Origin of the sequence: Streptomyces sp. yr375, assembly GCF_900110755.1 — a bacterium.
Taxonomy (GTDB): Bacteria; Actinomycetota; Actinomycetes; order Streptomycetales; family Streptomycetaceae; genus Streptomyces.
Window position 1 is genome coordinate 390406 of sequence record NZ_FOFF01000002.1, and the last position, 15852, is coordinate 406257.

At 69.2% G+C, this 15852-nt stretch carries 14 protein-coding genes and 5 pseudogenes; 10 read left to right on the forward strand and 9 right to left on the reverse strand.

Features of this window, described 5'->3' with window-relative positions:
• The first annotated feature begins 45 nt into the window (after positions 1-45).
• The 8 genes and pseudogenes from BMZ82_RS04240 to BMZ82_RS04265 all read left to right on the forward strand — a co-directional run bounded on the left by BMZ82_RS04240 (position 46) and on the right by BMZ82_RS04265 (position 5286).
• Positions 46-900 carry an enoyl-CoA hydratase/isomerase family protein gene (locus BMZ82_RS04240; protein ID WP_093771746.1) on the forward strand — a complete coding sequence of 285 codons (855 nt, stop codon included), beginning with the start codon at positions 46-48 and terminating at the stop codon, positions 898-900.
• 247 nt (positions 901-1147) lie between these two features.
• Positions 1148-1741, forward strand: a complete 594-nt coding sequence (locus BMZ82_RS41560) for an aromatic ring-hydroxylating oxygenase subunit alpha (RefSeq protein ID WP_256251758.1) — start codon at positions 1148-1150, stop codon at positions 1739-1741.
• Positions 1699-2046: pseudogene (locus BMZ82_RS41565) on the forward strand (SRPBCC family protein); the annotation flags it as partial. The gene BMZ82_RS41560 and the pseudogene BMZ82_RS41565, both read left to right, overlap by 43 nt.
• A gap of 58 nt (positions 2047-2104) precedes the next feature.
• Positions 2105-2320 (forward strand): annotated as a pseudogene (locus tag BMZ82_RS41570) (SRPBCC family protein); the annotation flags it as partial.
• On the forward strand, positions 2317-2676 hold the full coding sequence (locus BMZ82_RS04250) for a hypothetical protein (RefSeq protein ID WP_093771748.1): 360 nt from the start codon (positions 2317-2319) through the stop codon (positions 2674-2676). The pseudogene BMZ82_RS41570 and the gene BMZ82_RS04250, both read left to right, overlap by 4 nt.
• A 57-nt stretch (positions 2677-2733) precedes the next feature.
• Positions 2734-3468 carry an SDR family NAD(P)-dependent oxidoreductase gene (locus tag BMZ82_RS04255; protein WP_256251749.1) on the forward strand — a complete coding sequence of 245 codons (735 nt, stop codon included), beginning with the start codon at positions 2734-2736 and terminating at the stop codon, positions 3466-3468.
• A gap of 64 nt (positions 3469-3532) precedes the next feature.
• Positions 3533-4441 (forward strand): PaaX family transcriptional regulator, encoded by a 909-nt coding sequence (locus BMZ82_RS04260; RefSeq protein ID WP_093771752.1) that lies wholly within the window; start codon positions 3533-3535, stop codon positions 4439-4441.
• 86 nt (positions 4442-4527) lie between these two features.
• On the forward strand, positions 4528-5286 hold the full coding sequence (locus tag BMZ82_RS04265) for an SDR family NAD(P)-dependent oxidoreductase (protein ID WP_037750376.1): 759 nt from the start codon (positions 4528-4530) through the stop codon (positions 5284-5286).
• On the opposite strand, the gene BMZ82_RS04270 is transcribed toward BMZ82_RS04265, so the two are convergent.
• Positions 5271-7082, reverse strand: a complete 1812-nt coding sequence (locus BMZ82_RS04270; protein WP_256251750.1) for a CocE/NonD family hydrolase — start codon at positions 7080-7082, stop codon at positions 5271-5273. The genes BMZ82_RS04265 and BMZ82_RS04270 overlap by 16 nt on opposite strands.
• Positions 7083-7256: 174 nt before the next feature.
• Between BMZ82_RS04270 and BMZ82_RS42625 the strand changes: the two are divergent.
• Positions 7257-8075: pseudogene (locus tag BMZ82_RS42625) on the forward strand (alpha/beta hydrolase domain-containing protein); the annotation flags it as partial.
• A 141-nt stretch (positions 8076-8216) separates the two neighbouring features.
• On the opposite strand, the pseudogene BMZ82_RS04275 reads toward BMZ82_RS42625, so the two are convergent.
• The 6 genes and pseudogenes from BMZ82_RS04275 to BMZ82_RS04300 all read right to left on the reverse strand — a co-directional run.
• Positions 8217-9671, reverse strand: a pseudogene (locus BMZ82_RS04275) (glycoside hydrolase family 3 protein); the annotation flags it as partial.
• A gap of 232 nt (positions 9672-9903) precedes the next feature.
• Complete coding sequence (locus BMZ82_RS41165) at positions 9904-10110, reverse strand: hypothetical protein (RefSeq protein WP_037750391.1); 207 nt, start codon at positions 10108-10110, stop codon at positions 9904-9906.
• A 124-nt stretch (positions 10111-10234) separates the two neighbouring features.
• Positions 10235-10468, reverse strand: a complete 234-nt coding sequence (locus BMZ82_RS04285) for a hypothetical protein (RefSeq protein WP_093771754.1) — start codon at positions 10466-10468, stop codon at positions 10235-10237.
• Positions 10469-10585: 117 nt separating this feature from the next.
• Positions 10586-12430 carry a sulfatase-like hydrolase/transferase gene (locus tag BMZ82_RS04290; protein WP_093771756.1) on the reverse strand — a complete coding sequence of 615 codons (1845 nt, stop codon included), beginning with the start codon at positions 12428-12430 and terminating at the stop codon, positions 10586-10588.
• Positions 12431-12645: 215 nt separating this feature from the next.
• Entirely contained in the window at positions 12646-12825 is a 180-nt protein-coding gene (locus BMZ82_RS04295) for a hypothetical protein (protein ID WP_093771758.1), read from the reverse strand.
• Positions 12826-12896: 71 nt separating this feature from the next.
• Positions 12897-13410, reverse strand: a pseudogene (locus BMZ82_RS04300) (NAD(P)-dependent oxidoreductase); the annotation flags it as partial.
• A 155-nt stretch (positions 13411-13565) separates the two neighbouring features.
• Here BMZ82_RS04300 and BMZ82_RS04305 point away from each other — a divergent pair.
• Positions 13566-14174, forward strand: a complete 609-nt coding sequence (locus BMZ82_RS04305) for a TetR/AcrR family transcriptional regulator (RefSeq protein ID WP_093771900.1) — start codon at positions 13566-13568, stop codon at positions 14172-14174.
• 98 nt (positions 14175-14272) lie between these two features.
• Here the strand turns inward: BMZ82_RS04305 and BMZ82_RS04310 are convergent, their stop codons facing one another.
• The gene (locus BMZ82_RS04310; RefSeq protein ID WP_177244373.1) at positions 14273-14800 is read right to left on the reverse strand and encodes a tannase/feruloyl esterase family alpha/beta hydrolase; all 528 of its coding nucleotides are present in this window, start codon (positions 14798-14800) and stop codon (positions 14273-14275) included.
• Positions 14725-15705: a tannase/feruloyl esterase family alpha/beta hydrolase gene (locus tag BMZ82_RS04315; protein WP_177244374.1), complete on the reverse strand. Its 981-nt coding sequence runs from the start codon at positions 15703-15705 to the stop codon at positions 14725-14727. The genes BMZ82_RS04310 and BMZ82_RS04315 overlap by 76 nt, the downstream gene beginning before the upstream one ends.
• Positions 15706-15852 lie beyond the last annotated feature (147 nt).

Sequence of the window (15852 nt, forward strand, 5' to 3'; positions counted from 1 at the left end):
GGTGAGGGGCCGACAGCGCCCCGCCGAGGCGGCGAAGGGACGGCAGTGGTCAAGCGCGCGAGGTTCGAGGACTACCGGGACCGGTATCCCAACTACGAGTTCGAGCTGAGCGAGGAGGGCATCCTCCTCATGCGGTGCCACACCGGCGGCGGGAGCCTGGTGTGGGACTGGAAGTCCCACGAGGACATGGCGGACGCCTTCGCGGACGTCGCCGGGGACCGGGAGATCAAGGTCCTCATCCACACCGGCACCGGTGCGAACTACAACGCGGACTGGGGCCGGATGCCCGACGGCGAGCTGCCGAAGGAGCCGGTCTACGACGCGATGCCCGGCGTTCGCGGTCTGCACAAACTGGACGAGAAGGCCTGGTACAACCACAACCTCATGTGGAACGTGCTCAACGTCGGCGTTCCTATGATCAGCGTCGTCAACGGGCCGTGCAACATCCACTCCGAGGTCCCGTTGATGGGCGACATCGTGCTGGCCTCGGAGGATGCCTACTTCCAGGACGTCTCGCACTTCCCGCGCGGCCAGGTGCCCGGCGACGGGCAGCATGTGATCTGGCCGTTCCTGGTCGGTCACAACAGGGGCCGCTATCTGCTGCTGACCGGCCGGAAGCTGCCCGCGCGGGAGGCGATGGACTGGGGCGCCGTCGCCGAGGTGCACCCCAAGGAGGCGGTGCTCGACCGGGCCTGGGAACTGGCCCGCGAGCTGGCGAAGCGGCCCCACCTGACGCTCCGCCACACCCGGCAGCTGTTCACCCAGGAACTCAAGCGCCGCTTCCTCGACGAGCTGGGCCACGGTCTCGGCCGCGAGACGTACGCGCAGCAGGAGTTCTTTCCCTTCGGCGGTGGCATGGAGCCCCTGGACCGTCCTTGGGACGAGAAACCCTGGACGTAATAGACGACAGATATCTTGTGTACGCGACACAAACTGATTAGCGTATTGGCGAGGTCGACGAGAGGACGAACGACATGACGGGGCTGCAAGAGCGCCTGGCCACCGGCAAGGGCAAGTTCACACCGCAGTACGCGGACCTCGGCACCGCACCGGCTCGTACGAGGACTGTGTCTCCCCGGAGTTCTTCGAAGCCGAGCGGGAGGCGGTCTTCAAGAGGTCCTGGCTGTACGTCGGCCGCTCCGAACAACTGCGGCGCGCGGGTTCGTACTTCACCCGGGAGCTACCCGGACGACTGGCGTCGATCGTCGTCGCCCGCAGCCGGGACGGGAAGGCCAACGCCTTCCACAACGTCTGCGCCCACCGGGGCAACAAGGTCGTCTGGCAGGAACACCCGGGGGAGGAGAGCAAGGGCTTCTGCCGCGAGTTCCACTGCAAGTACCACGGCTGGCGGTACGGACTCGACGGCCAGGCCACGCACGTCACCAACGAGCAGGAGTTCTTCGACCTCGACAAGAGCCGGCTGCGCATGCCGCGGGTGCACTGTGAGGAGTTCGCCGGGTTCGTCTTCGTGAACCTCGCCGAGGACCCGGTCCCGCTTCGGACGTTCCTCGGCGACCGGCTGCTGGAAGTGGAGGAGTACCCGTTCGAGCTGATGACGCAGCGCTACGGATTCCGCTCCCGCATCCGCGGCAACTGGAAGCTCGCCGTGGACTCCGTCTGCGAGTGGTACCACCCGCCGTACGTCCCGCCCGCTTCATCGACAAGGACGTCAGCAAGGCGGAGAAGCTGGTGCCGCCCGTGGACTCGTACCACTACGACCTGTTCACCCCGCACATGCTGACCTCGGTTCCCGGGCCGCCCCCGTTGCGGCCCCGCGAGCCCGGCACGGCAGGGCCCGCCGCCCGCGACCAGAAGTGGGTCTACCGGCTGTTCCGGGTCGGCCTGTTCGGCCCCGACGACGTTCCCGACATCGGCCCGCAGCCGGAGTTCCTGAACAAGGGGCGGATCCGGGCGTGGAGCAACGACCAGTTCTGGCTGTTCCCGAACCTGTCCGTCCAGATCTGGCAGCGCGGCTACTACATCACCTACACCTACTGGCCCGAGTCGGTCGACTCGCACATCTACGACATCGACCTCTACTTCGTGCCGCCCAGGAACGCCCAGGAACGCCCAGGAACGCCCAGGAACGCCCAGGAACGCCCAGGAACGCCTGGCCCAGGAACTCGTCGTCGACAGCACCATCGAGTTCGCCATGCAGGACGTGAACACGATCGAGGCGACCCACTCCGGGCTGTCCACCCGGGCCACCCGGGAGTTCCACCTCAGCGACCAGGAACTGCTCATCCGGCACTTCCACAAGACGGTCCGCGACACGGTGGCCGCGCACCGGGCGGGCGCCGAACAGGAGGAGGCCCGATGACCCGCACACCGACGACCGACACCACCGTACGACTGCTGCCCGACGGGTTCGCCGACCTCGAACCCTACGTCGCGGAATGGGCGCGGCCCACACGTCAGGAGCGGTACGCCACCCGGCTGTCCAGGACGCTGCCCGAACTGACCGAGTTCTACGACGCCGTCGCATCGCGCGCCGAGGAGGCGATCACCCACCTCAACGGTCAGGACGTCAATGAACTGTCCGAGCCGGCGAAGCGACTGCTGCAACTGCTCTACTCGATGATCCTGGTGTCCTACGCGGTGAACGTCTTCGAGCAGCCGCGCATCCCGGACTCGGGCGCGGCCTTCTTCGACACCACCGCCGAACCGGCGGTCTGAGAGGGGAGGGGATGGCATGGCGGTGCAGTTGAGCGAAACCGGCGGACGCCGGCCGCGGTGGTGACCGGCGGTGGGTCGGGCATGGGCCGGGCGATCGTCCACCGCCTCGCGCGGGACGGGTTCGCGGTCGCCGTCCTCGAACTCGACACCTCGGCCGCCGAGACGGTGGCCAAGGAGGTGCGGGCAGGCGGCGGCGAGGCCCTGGCGGTCGGCGGGGTCGACGTGTCCGACCGCGCACAGGTCGACGAGGGGATGCGGCGCGCCCGGCAGGCGTTCGGTCCGCTGCTGGTGCTGGTCAACAACGCGGGCATCACCGGTTTCCGCGACTTCGCCGACATCACGGACGAGAAGTGGGACCGGATGATGGCGGTGAACCTCCACGGCCCGTTCCACTGCACCCAGGCCGTACTCCCCGACATGGTCGACGCGGGCTGGGGGCGCATCGTCAACATCTCCTCGTCCAGCGCGCAGCGCGGGCAGCCGTACATGGTGCACCACGTGACCTCGAAGGCAGGGCTGATCGGCTTCACCAAGGCGCTGGCCCTGGAACTCGGCCCGAAGGGGATCACGGTCAACACCATTCCGCCCGGGTTCATCGACACACCGATGCTGCGCGAATCGGAGCGACGCGGGGTGCTCGGCGGCAGTGTCCGGGAACACGCGGCCCTGACGCCCGTACGCCGGGCCGGCCGCTCGGAGGACATCGCCGCCGCGTGCGCCTTCCTCGTGTCGGACGAGGCCGGGTACGTCACCGGACAGGTCGTCGGCGTGAACGGGGGGCGAAACACCTGATGACGCGCTCCCCGAAGGCCGGCCGACCGGTCGTCCGACGCCGGCCGCCGGTAACCTCACGCTGATGACCGTCCAGACACTCGTCGACATCGACCTGCCCCGGACCCAGACCGGCGCGAACCCGCAGCACCTGATCCTCGGCCTGTTCACCGACTACTGGTTCGGGACCGACGAGCCGCTCCCGTCCGCCGCGCTGGTCGCGCTGCTCGGCGACTTCGGCATCACCCCGGTGAGCGCCCGCGCGGCCATCGGGCGGCTGGCCCGGCGGGGCGTGCTCGACGTGTCCAAGCAGGGCCGCCGGACGTTCTACGCGATGGCCCCGGACGCCGCCCGGGCCCTGGAACAGAGCCAGCGCCGCATCGTGGAGTTCGGCACCGGCGACCGGGAGTGGGACGGCCTGTGGACGACCGTGGTCTTCTCCGTCCCCGACGAACAGCGTGACCTGCGGCACGTACTACGACGCCGGCTGCGCTTCCTCGGGTACGCCGCGGTCCACGACGGCGTCTGGATGTCGCCCCACGCCGACCACGAGCAGACCGTCGAACTGCTGGACAGCGTCGGCGTCGGCAGGGCGACGGTGCTGCGCTCCACGGTGACGCACGCGATCGGCCACGGAGACCCGCTGACCGCCTGGGACCTGGACGCCATCCGGACCGGCTACGAGGAGTTCGACGCCGAGTACGCCCCCCTGCTGGAACGCGTGACCCGAGGCCATGTCGGATCGGCGGAGGCCCTGGTCGCGCGCTCGACGGTCAAGGACTTCTGGCGCGAGATCATCAGCACCGACCCCGAACTCCCCGAGAACCTCCTGCCGGACGGCTGGCCCAACCCCACCGCGCGATCGGTTTTCGCCCGCATCTACGACTCCCTCGGACCCTTGGCCGAGTTTCGCGTCCGGCAACTGCTCACCGAGCACGCCCCGGCCCTCGCCGAACGGACCAGCCACCGCACCACGGCGGACATCCCGTCGTGACCCCGGGCGCCGCGGTACGGCCCGGCCGCCCGTCCTCTCCCGGTGACCCCTCTCCGGGGGAGCCCACCCCGTAAGGAGCTGAAGCCATGACGGTCACAGCAGGACGACTCGCCGGCAAGGTCGCCGTCGTCACGGGCGCCGGGTCCGGCATGGGCCGGGCGGCGGCGCTGCTGTTCGCGCGCGAAGGCGCCCGTGTCGTGTGCGCGGACCGCAGCGGCGCCCAGGACAAGGTCGCTGCGGAGATCGGCGAGGCGGCCCGCGCCGTACACGCCGACGTGTCGGTCGCCGCCGACGTACAGCACATGGTCGAGGCGGCCGAACGGCACTTCGGCCGCCTCGACGTGCTCTGCAACAACGCAGGCTTCGGCGGCCCCCGCAAGCCGATCACCGAGCAGGACGAGAGCACCTTCGACGAAGTCCTGGCGGTGAACCTCAAAGGCGTCTTCCTCGGCATGCGGTACGGCATCGCCTCGATGCTGCGCACCGGCGGCGGCTCCGTGGTGAACACCGCCTCCGCCGCGGGCCTCGTCGGATGGAAGGGACACTCCCTGTACGCCGCTGCCAAGGGCGGCGTCGTACAGATGACGAAGTGCGCGGCACTCGACCACGCGACGCAGAACGTACGGGTCAACGCCGTGTGTCCCGGTATGACGTGGACCGGTCTGGCAGGCGCCACGGCGGACACTCCGGAGCCCCCGCCGGACGCGGTGATGAAGGCCCAGCCCATGCACCGCTGGGGCCTGCCCACCGAGTTGGCCGCCGCCATGCTGTTCCTCGCGAGCGACGAGGCGTCGTTCATCACCGGCGCCGCGCTCCCCGTCGACGGCGGCTACGTCGTTCCCTGACCTTCTGCGGGGGAGCCGACAACCCCCAGGACAAGGCGACTTGGCTGCTCCGGCCCGGTGAGCACGGCGTTGCGGGCGACGACGGCCTTGTCGATGCTCTCCTGGCTGATGATCCCGCCGGTGTTGGTGTTGCGGTCGAACCGCGGGAAATTGCTGCTGGAGACGTCGAGCCGGACGCGGTGTCCCTGCCGGAAGACGTTGGCCGTCGCCGCCATGTCGATGTCGACCTCGTACACCCGTCCGGGCTCCATGAGTTGGGGGTGGCGTAGGGACGTGCGGTAGCGCATGCGGAGGATTCCGTCGCAGAGGACTGCGGCCCTTCCGTCCGGGTGGACGTCGATCAGTTTGGCGGTGAAGTCCGTGTCGAGGGCGTCCGAGCGGACGAACAGGGTTGCCCTGACATAGCCGATGACCGCGGTGTCCGCCGAGAGCGGCTCGGTCCGGAAGGACACGATGTCCGTACGGCCGTCCAGGGCACGCTGGTCGGTGGGGCCGGTGAATCCCCACGCGGGCGGGATCTGCGCACCTCCGGTGGTCGGGACCGGGTCGGACGGGACGTACGTGTACTCCCATGCCCGGACGGAGGCCGGCGGGCTCGTGCTCAGGGTGCCGCTCCGCAGACCGCTCTCGTCGCCCGTATCGCTGTCATCGCCGTCGGCCGCGAGGAAGAACTCGACGGGCCGGGCGTCCGGCGGGGGCCACTCCGCGAAGTCGCGCCACTCGTCGACGCCCATCACGAACAACCTGACCCGGCTGGGCGGGACTTGGGGCGCTGCGTCGTCCGGTGTCAGCCACCGTCGGAAGTGGCGGATGTGCTCGCCGGTCAGATCGGTCGCGAACGCGCTCGCGCGAATCCCGAAGTCGTGGTCGCTGAAGCGGCCCGTGAGTGTGGGTTCGTGGTCCCACGGACCGACGATCAGCCGGGAACCCTCGCGCGCCTCGGCCGAGCCCGCCGAGGCCCGGTACGACTCGAAGTCGCGCAACTGCTGCGCGATGAACAGGTCGTACCAGCCCGCCGTCAGGAGCGCCGGCGGGTTCATCTCCGGTATGTCCCGGGAGAAGTCGCGCGCATCCCAGAACGCGCCGTGGTCGGGACGCGCGACGAACTCGTCGAACGACCCGAGTCCGGCGAGAAGCGGATGCTCGGCGACCGGGGTGTGGTCGCTCAGCGAGAGCACATCGGCGAGCGCGGCGCTCAGCGCCATGACCCGCGCCATGTCACCGCCCCCTCGGCCGAGGGCGCGCAACTCGTCGTTCAGCGACATCAGCGCGTGCCATGTCGTGACGGCACTCAACGACAGCGCGCCGCCCGGGTGGTACCAGAGCCCTTCGTAGCAGCGCATGGTGGCCTGCAACGGCGCGATCGCGGCCAGGGCCGGATGACCGCCGGCGGCAGCCGCCCACTGCGCAATCCCGAGGTAGGACGCGCCGTACATGCCGACCGTGCCGTTCGACCACGGCTGGGCGACGATCCAGTCGATCGCGTCGTATCCGTCGCGCGTGTCGTCCGCCTGAGGAGTGAACTCGCCCTCCGAGCCGAACGTGCCACGCGCCTCGACCCATACGACCGCGAAGCCCGCGTCCACGAGCGCGGTCGCGTGGGGGACGGCCGCGCCGGTACCCGCCATGCCGGTCTGCGGTGACGCCGCGCCGTAGGGGGTCCTGACGAGGAGAGCCGGGGCTGTGCCCGTCGAGGGGCGGAACACGATCGCGTGGAGCCGCGTCCCGTCCCGCATCGGGACGGTGACCTGGCGCTCGTACATGAACGTGCGCGGAGTCTTCGCCGAGGTGTCCATTGAGCGTCCTTCAGCAGGGATTCAGTGGGTCGGGCGCGACTCTAGTCGTTAAATTTTAGTACTGCTAGATTTTGAACTCGCCGGATCCGACACCCGGGGAGAAGCGACCCCCGGGGCCAACCGGCACCCAGGGAGAGACCGACTTCGTACCCGCAGGTATCCGCTAGGAGCGCCATGGACGTCGTAATCCCCGCCGTTCTTCGACGATCGCCGCAGAGCGCCACCACACCCTTCGTCCCGCACGGCACCGACACCCCGCCACTCACCGAGTACGACTTCGTGCAGGAGGAGTGGATCGCGACCGGCGAGGAGGAGGGCCACTCCTACTCCACGACGGTGCTCGTGCGCCGCCCCCGCGATCACGCCCGCTTCAGCGGCACCGTGATCGTCGAGACCCTGCATCTCTTCGGGATCGCGCCGATATGGATCTACAGCGGCGCGTACATCATGCGGAGCGGGCACGCCTGGGCGGAGGTCACCTCGCAGCGGACGACGCTCGACATGCACGTCAAGGCGTCCGACCCGCAGCGCTACGCGTCCCTGCACATCGAGGGACCCGAAACCGGTGACTTCGACGCGAAACTGGACCTCAACGACCGTGCACGCTCAAGGGCGTTGTGGTCCGAGCTGGAGCGCCGGAACCGGGCGTCCAGCACGATCCTCGCGCAGGTCGGCGCCGCCATCAAGGCGTGCCAGGGTCCCTTCGAGGGCGCGGGAGTCGCCCACGTCCTCCTCACCGGACACTCGCAGACCGGCAGCGTCGCCACGTACTACATTCGCGACGCCCACCATGTACAACGCCTCGCGGACGGGTCGTCCGTCTACGACGGCTACTTCCCCTCGGGCTTCCCGTTCGAGCCCTTTCGCGAGGTCGGCGTTCCGGTGGTGCAGATCATGTGCGACGGCGACATCGCCCAGCCGGACTTCGCCTTCCGTCCCGGCTACGAAGGCCGCCGATACCGCCGTGAGGACAGCGACGAGCCCGGCGACCGGTACCGCCTGTACGAACTCGCGGGCGTCCCGCACATGGGCTCCCGCCAAGCGCCGTACGACGACCCGGCGTTGTGGAGGCGGACGCACCCGGACGCGGACGGTCGACTGGCCCTCGCCCGCCGTGTTGTTGCCGACCCAGCCGGTACGTTCGCCGACCACCGCGACGACCACGTCGGCGTCGGCCACGGCGGCCTCCACGACCGAGGCGTCGAGCGGGTCCCCGGCGTCGCGCTCGAAGCGGCCCAACTGCGCGAACTCGATCTTGGAGTCCAGTTCGCGCAGTGCGTCGAGCACGGTGGAGGCCTCGGGGTGGAGCTTCCTGGCCGCGCTCTCGAAGGCGGGATCCATACCGGGCATGCGCGGCTGGAAGATGTCGGTGAACACGAAGGTCGCCGGGTCGATCCCGGGAACCCTGCCCTCCATGACCGCCCGCATGCCGAGGGGCATCTCGGCGCTCGACACCGACGTATAGGCGCCGAAGTGGATCCGCAGCTCGTCGGCGGCAGGCCCGACCACGACTACGCGGCGCTCGCCGGGGGACAGGGGCAGCGTGCCGTCGTTCTGGAGCAGCACCATGGCCCGCGCCGCGATCGCGCAGCGGACCTCCGCGGCCTCCGTGCGGTCCGGAGGCGCCGCCGCTGCGGGCCGCGGACCGACACCGGGAATCAGGCCGGTCCTGGCCTTCACGGCGAGAACCCAGGCCACGGCCACGTCGACGACCCGCTCGTCGAGACGTCCGGCGGCGACCTCGTCCACCAGGTGCGCGTAGTTCGGACTGCCCGGCAGTTCCACGTCCAGCCCGGCGGACAGCGCCTGCACAGCCGCCTCGCCCTCCGTACGCGCGGTGTGGTGGGCGGTGCGCAGCAGGCTGATCGAGTCGTAGTCGCTGACCACCAGGCCGTCGAACCCGAGCGTGTCACGCAGGAACTCGGTGAGCAGCCAGCGGCTCGCGGTCGCGGGGATGCCGTCGATCTCGTTGTACGCGTTCATCATCAACGCCAGACCCGCCTCGGCGATCGACCGGCGGAACGGCTCCGCGTACTCGTCGACCAGCGCCCGGCGCCCGAGCTGGGTGACGGCCTGGTTCAGCGCGCCCTCCGAGGCCCCGTACCCCAGGAAGTGCTTGCCGGTCGCCAGTACGCCGTTCTCCTGCTCCGCTCTCTGCACCCCGCGCACGAACGCGACGGACACCCGCGCGGCCAACTCCGGGTCCTCGCCGTACGTTTCGTGCACACGCCCCCAGCGCGGATCGCGGTTGATGTCCATGACCGGCGAGAACAGCAGCTGGACACCGGTGTCCCGCATGTGCGCCGAGGTGACCGCCGCCGCCCGCCTGGTCAGTTCCGGGTTCCAGGTCGCCGCCTGCGCCCACGAGGTGGGGAACTGCGAACCGGAGGCGTGCAGAAACCCGTTGATGCCCTTGTTGTGGACCAGCGCGCCGATCCCGAACGGGGACACCTCGCGTACGACGGTCTGGATCGCCGCCAGTTGCTCGCGCAAGCTGTTGGCGTCGTCACCGAGAAACCACGCCAGGGAGAGGTGTCCGACACCGTGCGGACGCAACTCCCGGAGGTGCCTCGCGTCGATCACGGCCACCGGCTCGCATCCCGCGACTCTGTGAACACTTCGGAGGCGATCAACCCGCCGAGCTGTGCCACCTTCTGATTCAACATCAGGCGGGAGACCAGGCTGCGAATGCTGCCGGGACTCGATGCACCAGTGGCCATGTCACGTGTCTTTCGTCTGGGCTGGGGCAGGCCGGTTCACGAACGGGGCAGCCTGGACGACGAGTTCGTCGGAGAGCCGCACGACGACCATGACGGCGCGGCTACTCGACGGTGACGACGACGTCCACCGAGTCACATCCCGGCGCCGTCGCGGTGAGGCGAATCTTGCCGGCCGAGGTGGGGCGCAGCACGGCCAACGCACGTCCCTCGTAGGTGTGCCGCTCGGTGGTGTCGAACCGCTCCTCGGTCGAGGGGTCGGCGCTGCCGAAGCCGAGCAGGACTCCGGCCCCGGAGACCTCGACACTCACCGGTCGGTCGGCGGCTGTGTGGCAGGTGCCGTGCGCGTCGGGCGTTGACCCGCGTAGTTCCCGTTGATGAACACGGTGGCGCCCCGGTACACGCCCTCGAACTCGATGAAGATCCGCTTGCCCCCTACTCCTCGGGAACAGAGAAGGTCTTGCGGTACTCAAAGACCCCACCCGGGAAGTACGCGCCGGCTCCGCCCTCCATGGTGGCCTGGTCGTTCGGATCGGCCCGCTCCTGCCCGATCAGCGCGTCGTGGGGCAGCGTCCCTGGCCGGCAGGGAACCGTGTGGCCCGACAACTCGGTGAACGGGTTGACCTTGGGCCGGGCTTCCCAGCCTTCGTTGAAGGATGTGCCGATCATGTGGACTCCGTGAGTTGGCAGGCCTTGCTCCGGTCTCCTGTCGACTGTACGGAGGCCGGTCCGCCATGAAAATCTATCATCTATAAAAGTTTGAGGCCAGGTGTGAGGGAGCCGTGGTCAGGCTCTGCCGACGGGCCCGGTGGGGTGCACGCCGGCGGCGCCGGACACCTTGGCCACCAGGTGGGCCCAGTCGAGCACTCGGGACGAGGGCGTGTAGGTGCCGTCCAACTGCAGGACCAGATAGCGCCCGGCGGAGCGGACGTACTCGTCGTCGCGGATGGCAGCCGCTTCCACGACACCCCTGTGTGGGCGGACCAGTTCGAGATCGATCCTGGTCAGTGCATTGACGGCGGCGAGGCTCACCGGGGAGGGCCGGTCGTCGCCCGTGAGGCCGGCCAGTGTGGCCACGGCCGGTTCGTCGCCCGTCAGGTGGGCGAGTGTCTCGCAAACCGGCACGAGCACATGGGGGGAACTCTCGGTGAGCGCCGATGCCCGTAGCGCGTCGAGGGCGGGGCGCGCGCTGGGGCCGCGGGCGAGCAACCCGATGGCGGCCCAGCGCCGCATGGTGAAGTCGACGTCGCCAAGTGCTGTGGTGAAGCGCGGCACGGCGATGTCGTCGGGCAGCGCGAAGGCGTCGGTGAGATCCAGCAACCGTTCCAGGGGGTAGACCCCGTCGGCCCGGCTGGCGTCGTAACCCGTCATCGGGACACCCTCGGGCAGGAAACCGTTGTCGTGGACCTCGATCATGTGACTGCGCAGCGCGTCGCGCAGCCGCTTCTCCGCCTCGGCGTACGCCGGATCGCCTGAGAGGTTGTGCACCTGGTCGGGGTCGGCGACAGTGTCGTACAGCTCGACGACCGGGCGCGGTCTCCAGAACGCGGACTGGGCCTCGTTCAGCCGGCCCGCTCGGTACTCCTCCTCCCAGGACTGGTAACCGGCCGCCAGCCAGCCGAAGGCCTGGTGCTGGCCGCATGGCAGGTGGGGCATGTAGTTGCGGATGTAGCGGAAGCGTGCGTCGCGCACGGTGCGGACCATGTCGATGCGTTCGTCCATGCGACCTCGCATGCCGAAGGCGAGGGAGGACTCCGGTGCGAACTCGGCGTGTACAAGACTGGCTTCGGACATATGGGATGGAATCTCCGCCCCGGCCAACTCGATCAGGGTGGGCGTGATGCGGACGTTGGACACCGCTGCTGTGACTCTCGTCCCCGGTGCGGGGAAGAAGCCCGCGTATTTCTGCGGAGCCGCCACGATCAGCGGGACATGAAGGCCCTCGTCGTAGCAGTGGCGTTTGGAACGCGGGTTGACCCCGCCGTGGTCGGACGTGTGGATGACGACGGTGTCGCCGGTCAGGCCGTCCTCGTCGAGCTGTGTCAGTAGCGAGCCGACGAATCCGTCCATGTCGGTGATGTGGCCGTAGTAGCGGGCGATGTCCTCACGGATGGCCGGGGTGTCCGGCAGGTACGCAGGCAGGCGGATCTCTGTCGGGTCGACGGCGCTCTCGCGCTGGGAGAACACGGCGCTCTCGTGCGTCGGGTCGTAGTTGAACACCGCGAGAAACGGCACGCCCTCGGGACGGTTGCGCCAGTGCGCCGAGGGTGAGCACTCGTTCCAGATCGCGTGCTCGTCGATGGCCGCGTTGTAGTCGGTCTTCCTGTTGTTGGAGCAGTAGTACCCGAGGTCGCGCAGGATTTCCGGATAGGTGCGCATCCAGGAGGGGACCGGCGCCACGGCGCGCATCTCGTTCGCGGGTGCGTGGCTCTCCGGGCTGATGCCGGTGATCAGGGAGAACCGGGACGGCGCGCAGACCGGTGCCGAGCTGTAGGCGTGCTCGAAGAGGGTGCCGCGTCCGGCGAGGGAGTCGAGGTGGGGCGTGTGGGCCAGTGGGTCGTCGTAGCAACCGAAACGCGGCGGGCAGTCCTCGCTGACGATCCACAGGATGTTGGGGCGTGTGGTGGTCACGTGGCGGATGTCCTTCGTCGGGTGGCAGGGTGCTGCGCTGCTGCCGTTGAAAATCTAGTAATGATAAAAAGTAGAGACTGTATCGCCTTGGTACGCAAGTGCTCTGCGTGCAGTTGCGCCTTGAGCCGCCCGGACGAGCCGTGTGTGTCTCGCTCACGGATCAGGGCGCTTGGGGCTTGGAGTCCTGTGCCACTGTCCGGTTGAGGCCGACGCCGTTACCTCGGACGTCGAACCGGGTCCGGCCAGGCGCGGGGAAGCGGCACCCGCAGGGCTTCTTCCGTGACGGATGTGTGCTCAGCGGCCGCGTGCAGCCGCCCGTCGCGCAGGACGACGGTGGCGTTGCGGAGCATCGTGTCGACGAGTTCGGCGGTGAGTGCCTCGGATGTCCGGCCCAAGAGCCGAGCGGAATCTGTCAGCCAGGCTGGTGCGTGCAGGTAGGGCTCGACGCCGGCGGTGGGAATTCCGGCTTCATCAGCAGCGCGCCCGGTACCGGTCCGCAGCCGAGAAGGTCTCCCGGCGCATGGGGGCGAGTAGGGGGGGCGTACGGACGCCACGGCCTCGTCGTCACCCGCCAGCATCCCCACCAACTCTCCCTGCTCGGCCGGAACACGGGAACCGGAGACCGGGGCCTCGACGTATCTCCCGCCCGCCGCCCGGATGTCGTCCTGCAGGCTGCCCGAGTACTCAACCGAGGTCGTGCCCATGTGAACGACGGTGTGCCTGGCGACACGGGAGGTGAACTCCGGGGTGCCACGCCCCAGGACGGTGTCGAGGGCGGTCTCGTCGGCGAGAATCAAGAGCACGGTGGCGGCGCGCTCGAAGACCTGGGCGGACTGCGCGGCCACCTCGGCTCCGGCGGCGCGCAGGGGTTCGCACCGGGCGGGCGTCCGGTTCCACACGACGAGGGGCGTTCCGGTGCGGACGACGTTGAGGGCCATGGGCTGTCCCATGACTCCGAGCCCGATGAATCCCACGTCCACCACGATGCACCGCCATGTCCGTTCCGAGCCGGGGCCGGATCGTGGTGGCCGCCGGTTATGACAGCGGTTATGACGGCGGACATGGTAGCCGTACCTATGACGGCGGTCATAGGATGGGTTTCCGGAAGGCTCATGGATCGGTGGTGGAGGTCGGGATGGCGGCGGCGGAGACATCCGGGCGTGGGCCGCGTGAGCGCATGGTCTTCAGCGCGGCCCAGCTCATTCGGCGGGACGGCGTCGCTTCCACCGGAATGAGAGAGGTCGCCGTGCACGCCGGGGCGCCGCGCGGTTCACTCCAGCACTACTTCCCCGGCGGCAAGGAGCAGCTGGTCAACGAGGCAGTTGGCTGGGCGGGCCGGTACGCGGGCAACCGGATCGCCCGCTTCTTGGCCGCGCTGCCCGAGCCGACGCCCAGTGGGTTGTTCGCCGAGATGGTGCGCCAGTGGACCGACGAGTACGAGGCCGCGGGCTTCGCGGGCGGCTGCCCGGTGGCCGCCGCCACGGTGGACTGCGCGGAGTCCACCGTGTCCACGCGGGAGGCGGCGGCCACCGCGTTCGCCCGCTGGACCGGTCACGTGGCCCTGGCGCTGGCGGACATGGGTGTTCCACGAGAGCGGGCCGGGGCCCTCGCCACACTCATGATCGGTTCCCTGGAGGGAGCGATCCTCATCGCCCGGGCGGAGCGGGACGTCCGCGCCCTGACGATCGTGGCCCGGGAACTCGGCCCCCTCCTCGACGCGGCGGTGGTGGAAACGGCCGGCTGACCGGGATCCGTTCTGGGATCACCTCGCCCTGGCGTCCAGGGCCGGTCCTGCCTCGTGCCGGTGGTCACTGACCGGACAGGCGAGTCCAGGGGAGTGCGTCACTTGCCCGAGCAACGGAAGTCGGCGCTGTCGTCGGTGCTTCCGTGTCCGCTGTAGCGGGCGACGGCCGGCCAGCGGCACAGCGGACGGGTCACGTCCCCATTCTTCGCGTAGAGGGTGTCAGGGGCGTGGCCGTGTTCGACCCACTTCACGAGATCCGTCAGCGGGTCGACAGGGAAGGCGCCGCGACCGCCGACGCAGTGCTGTACGCCGGGTGCCATGAAGAGGCGGGCGAATCGCTCGGTCTTCGTCTTGCTCTCCATGGTGTCGAGCAGCCGCTTGTAGTAGTCGATGGTTCCTTGCGGCATGATCACCTCGTCGGCCCAGCCGTGCCACATAATCATCTTCCCGTTGGCGTTGCGGAAGGCGCTGAGGTCGGGATCGTCGGTGCCGAGGAGATCGCCGTACTCGTGACGGGACTGTTCGAAGTAGGTGGCGAAGTTGGCGATGGTCAGGGTGTGCCAGTCCCAGTCGGGGTCTTTGGTGAGCCAGTACTTGAACCAGTCGCTCGGCAGTGGGTTGGGCAATCCGTCGGCGTCGGAGGCACTGGCGTAGGCGTACAGGGGGGGGCGCCTCGCGGGATGCCGTACCAAAGCCGCGAGCCGTCAGGGCGGCGCGGTCCGTCCCAGATCCGCTTCATCACGGTGGCGTCCTCGGCCGTGATCCGGCCGCAGGCGGTCTGCCGACCCACGAGCTTCGCCGGGTCGAAGGCACAGGTCTGCGGTTCGATGACTCCGTCGGTGACACCGTCCCGGGCGTCGCAGGCCGCGACGGCCGCTTGGGTGAAGGCCTCGAACTTGCACGGTGGCACGAAGTCGCCCGCTTCGCGCATCACGACCTGCGGCCACATTCCGGCGGGTACGAAGCGCTCGGCGTTCAGTGCGGGGGCGGCGGCCAGGATTCCGTCGTAGTCGTCGGGGTAGCGCTGGGCTTCCATGAGCCCCATCCGGCCTCCGCCGGAGCAACTGTCCCAGTAGGAGTAGCTGGGTGGACGTCCGTAGTAGGCGGTGGTGATCGCCTTGCCCTTGACCGTCATTTCGTGGGCCGACCGGTAGGCGAAGTCCTTGATCAGCGATGTGTTCATCCCGGTCGGGGACCACGCCCATGAGCCGTCCAGGGGGGAGCCGGAGTGCCCGCCGTCCGTGCCTGCGCTCGCGTAGCCCGCCTGCGCGGGGCCGTCTACCTGCTCGGGTGAGAGCCAGCCGCCGTAGCCGCCCGCGCCCGTGCCGTGGAAGCGGCCATTCCAGTTGTCCACCGGGAGCGCCAGCACAATGCCGTTGCTCTCGGGCACCACCAGAGTGACCTTGCAGAGTGCGGGAGTTGTGTCGGTCTGTGAGGCGCTGGTGACCTTGGTACCGTCCGAGAAGGTCAACTGCGTGAGGCTTGCGCACGTTCGGACCGGCCGGGCGGATTCCGAGCCGACGGCCGCCATGGAGTCATGACGCGGTGTCGCGCCGGTCCCCATCCCCAGGGTCAGCACCGCGGTGCGGGGCCGGTCGCGCAGCGCGTTCTTTAGGTTCTTCGAAGAACCTGACCTCGTCGACCCTGGAACAGGGACTCCCGCACTTTGGCCGATGCG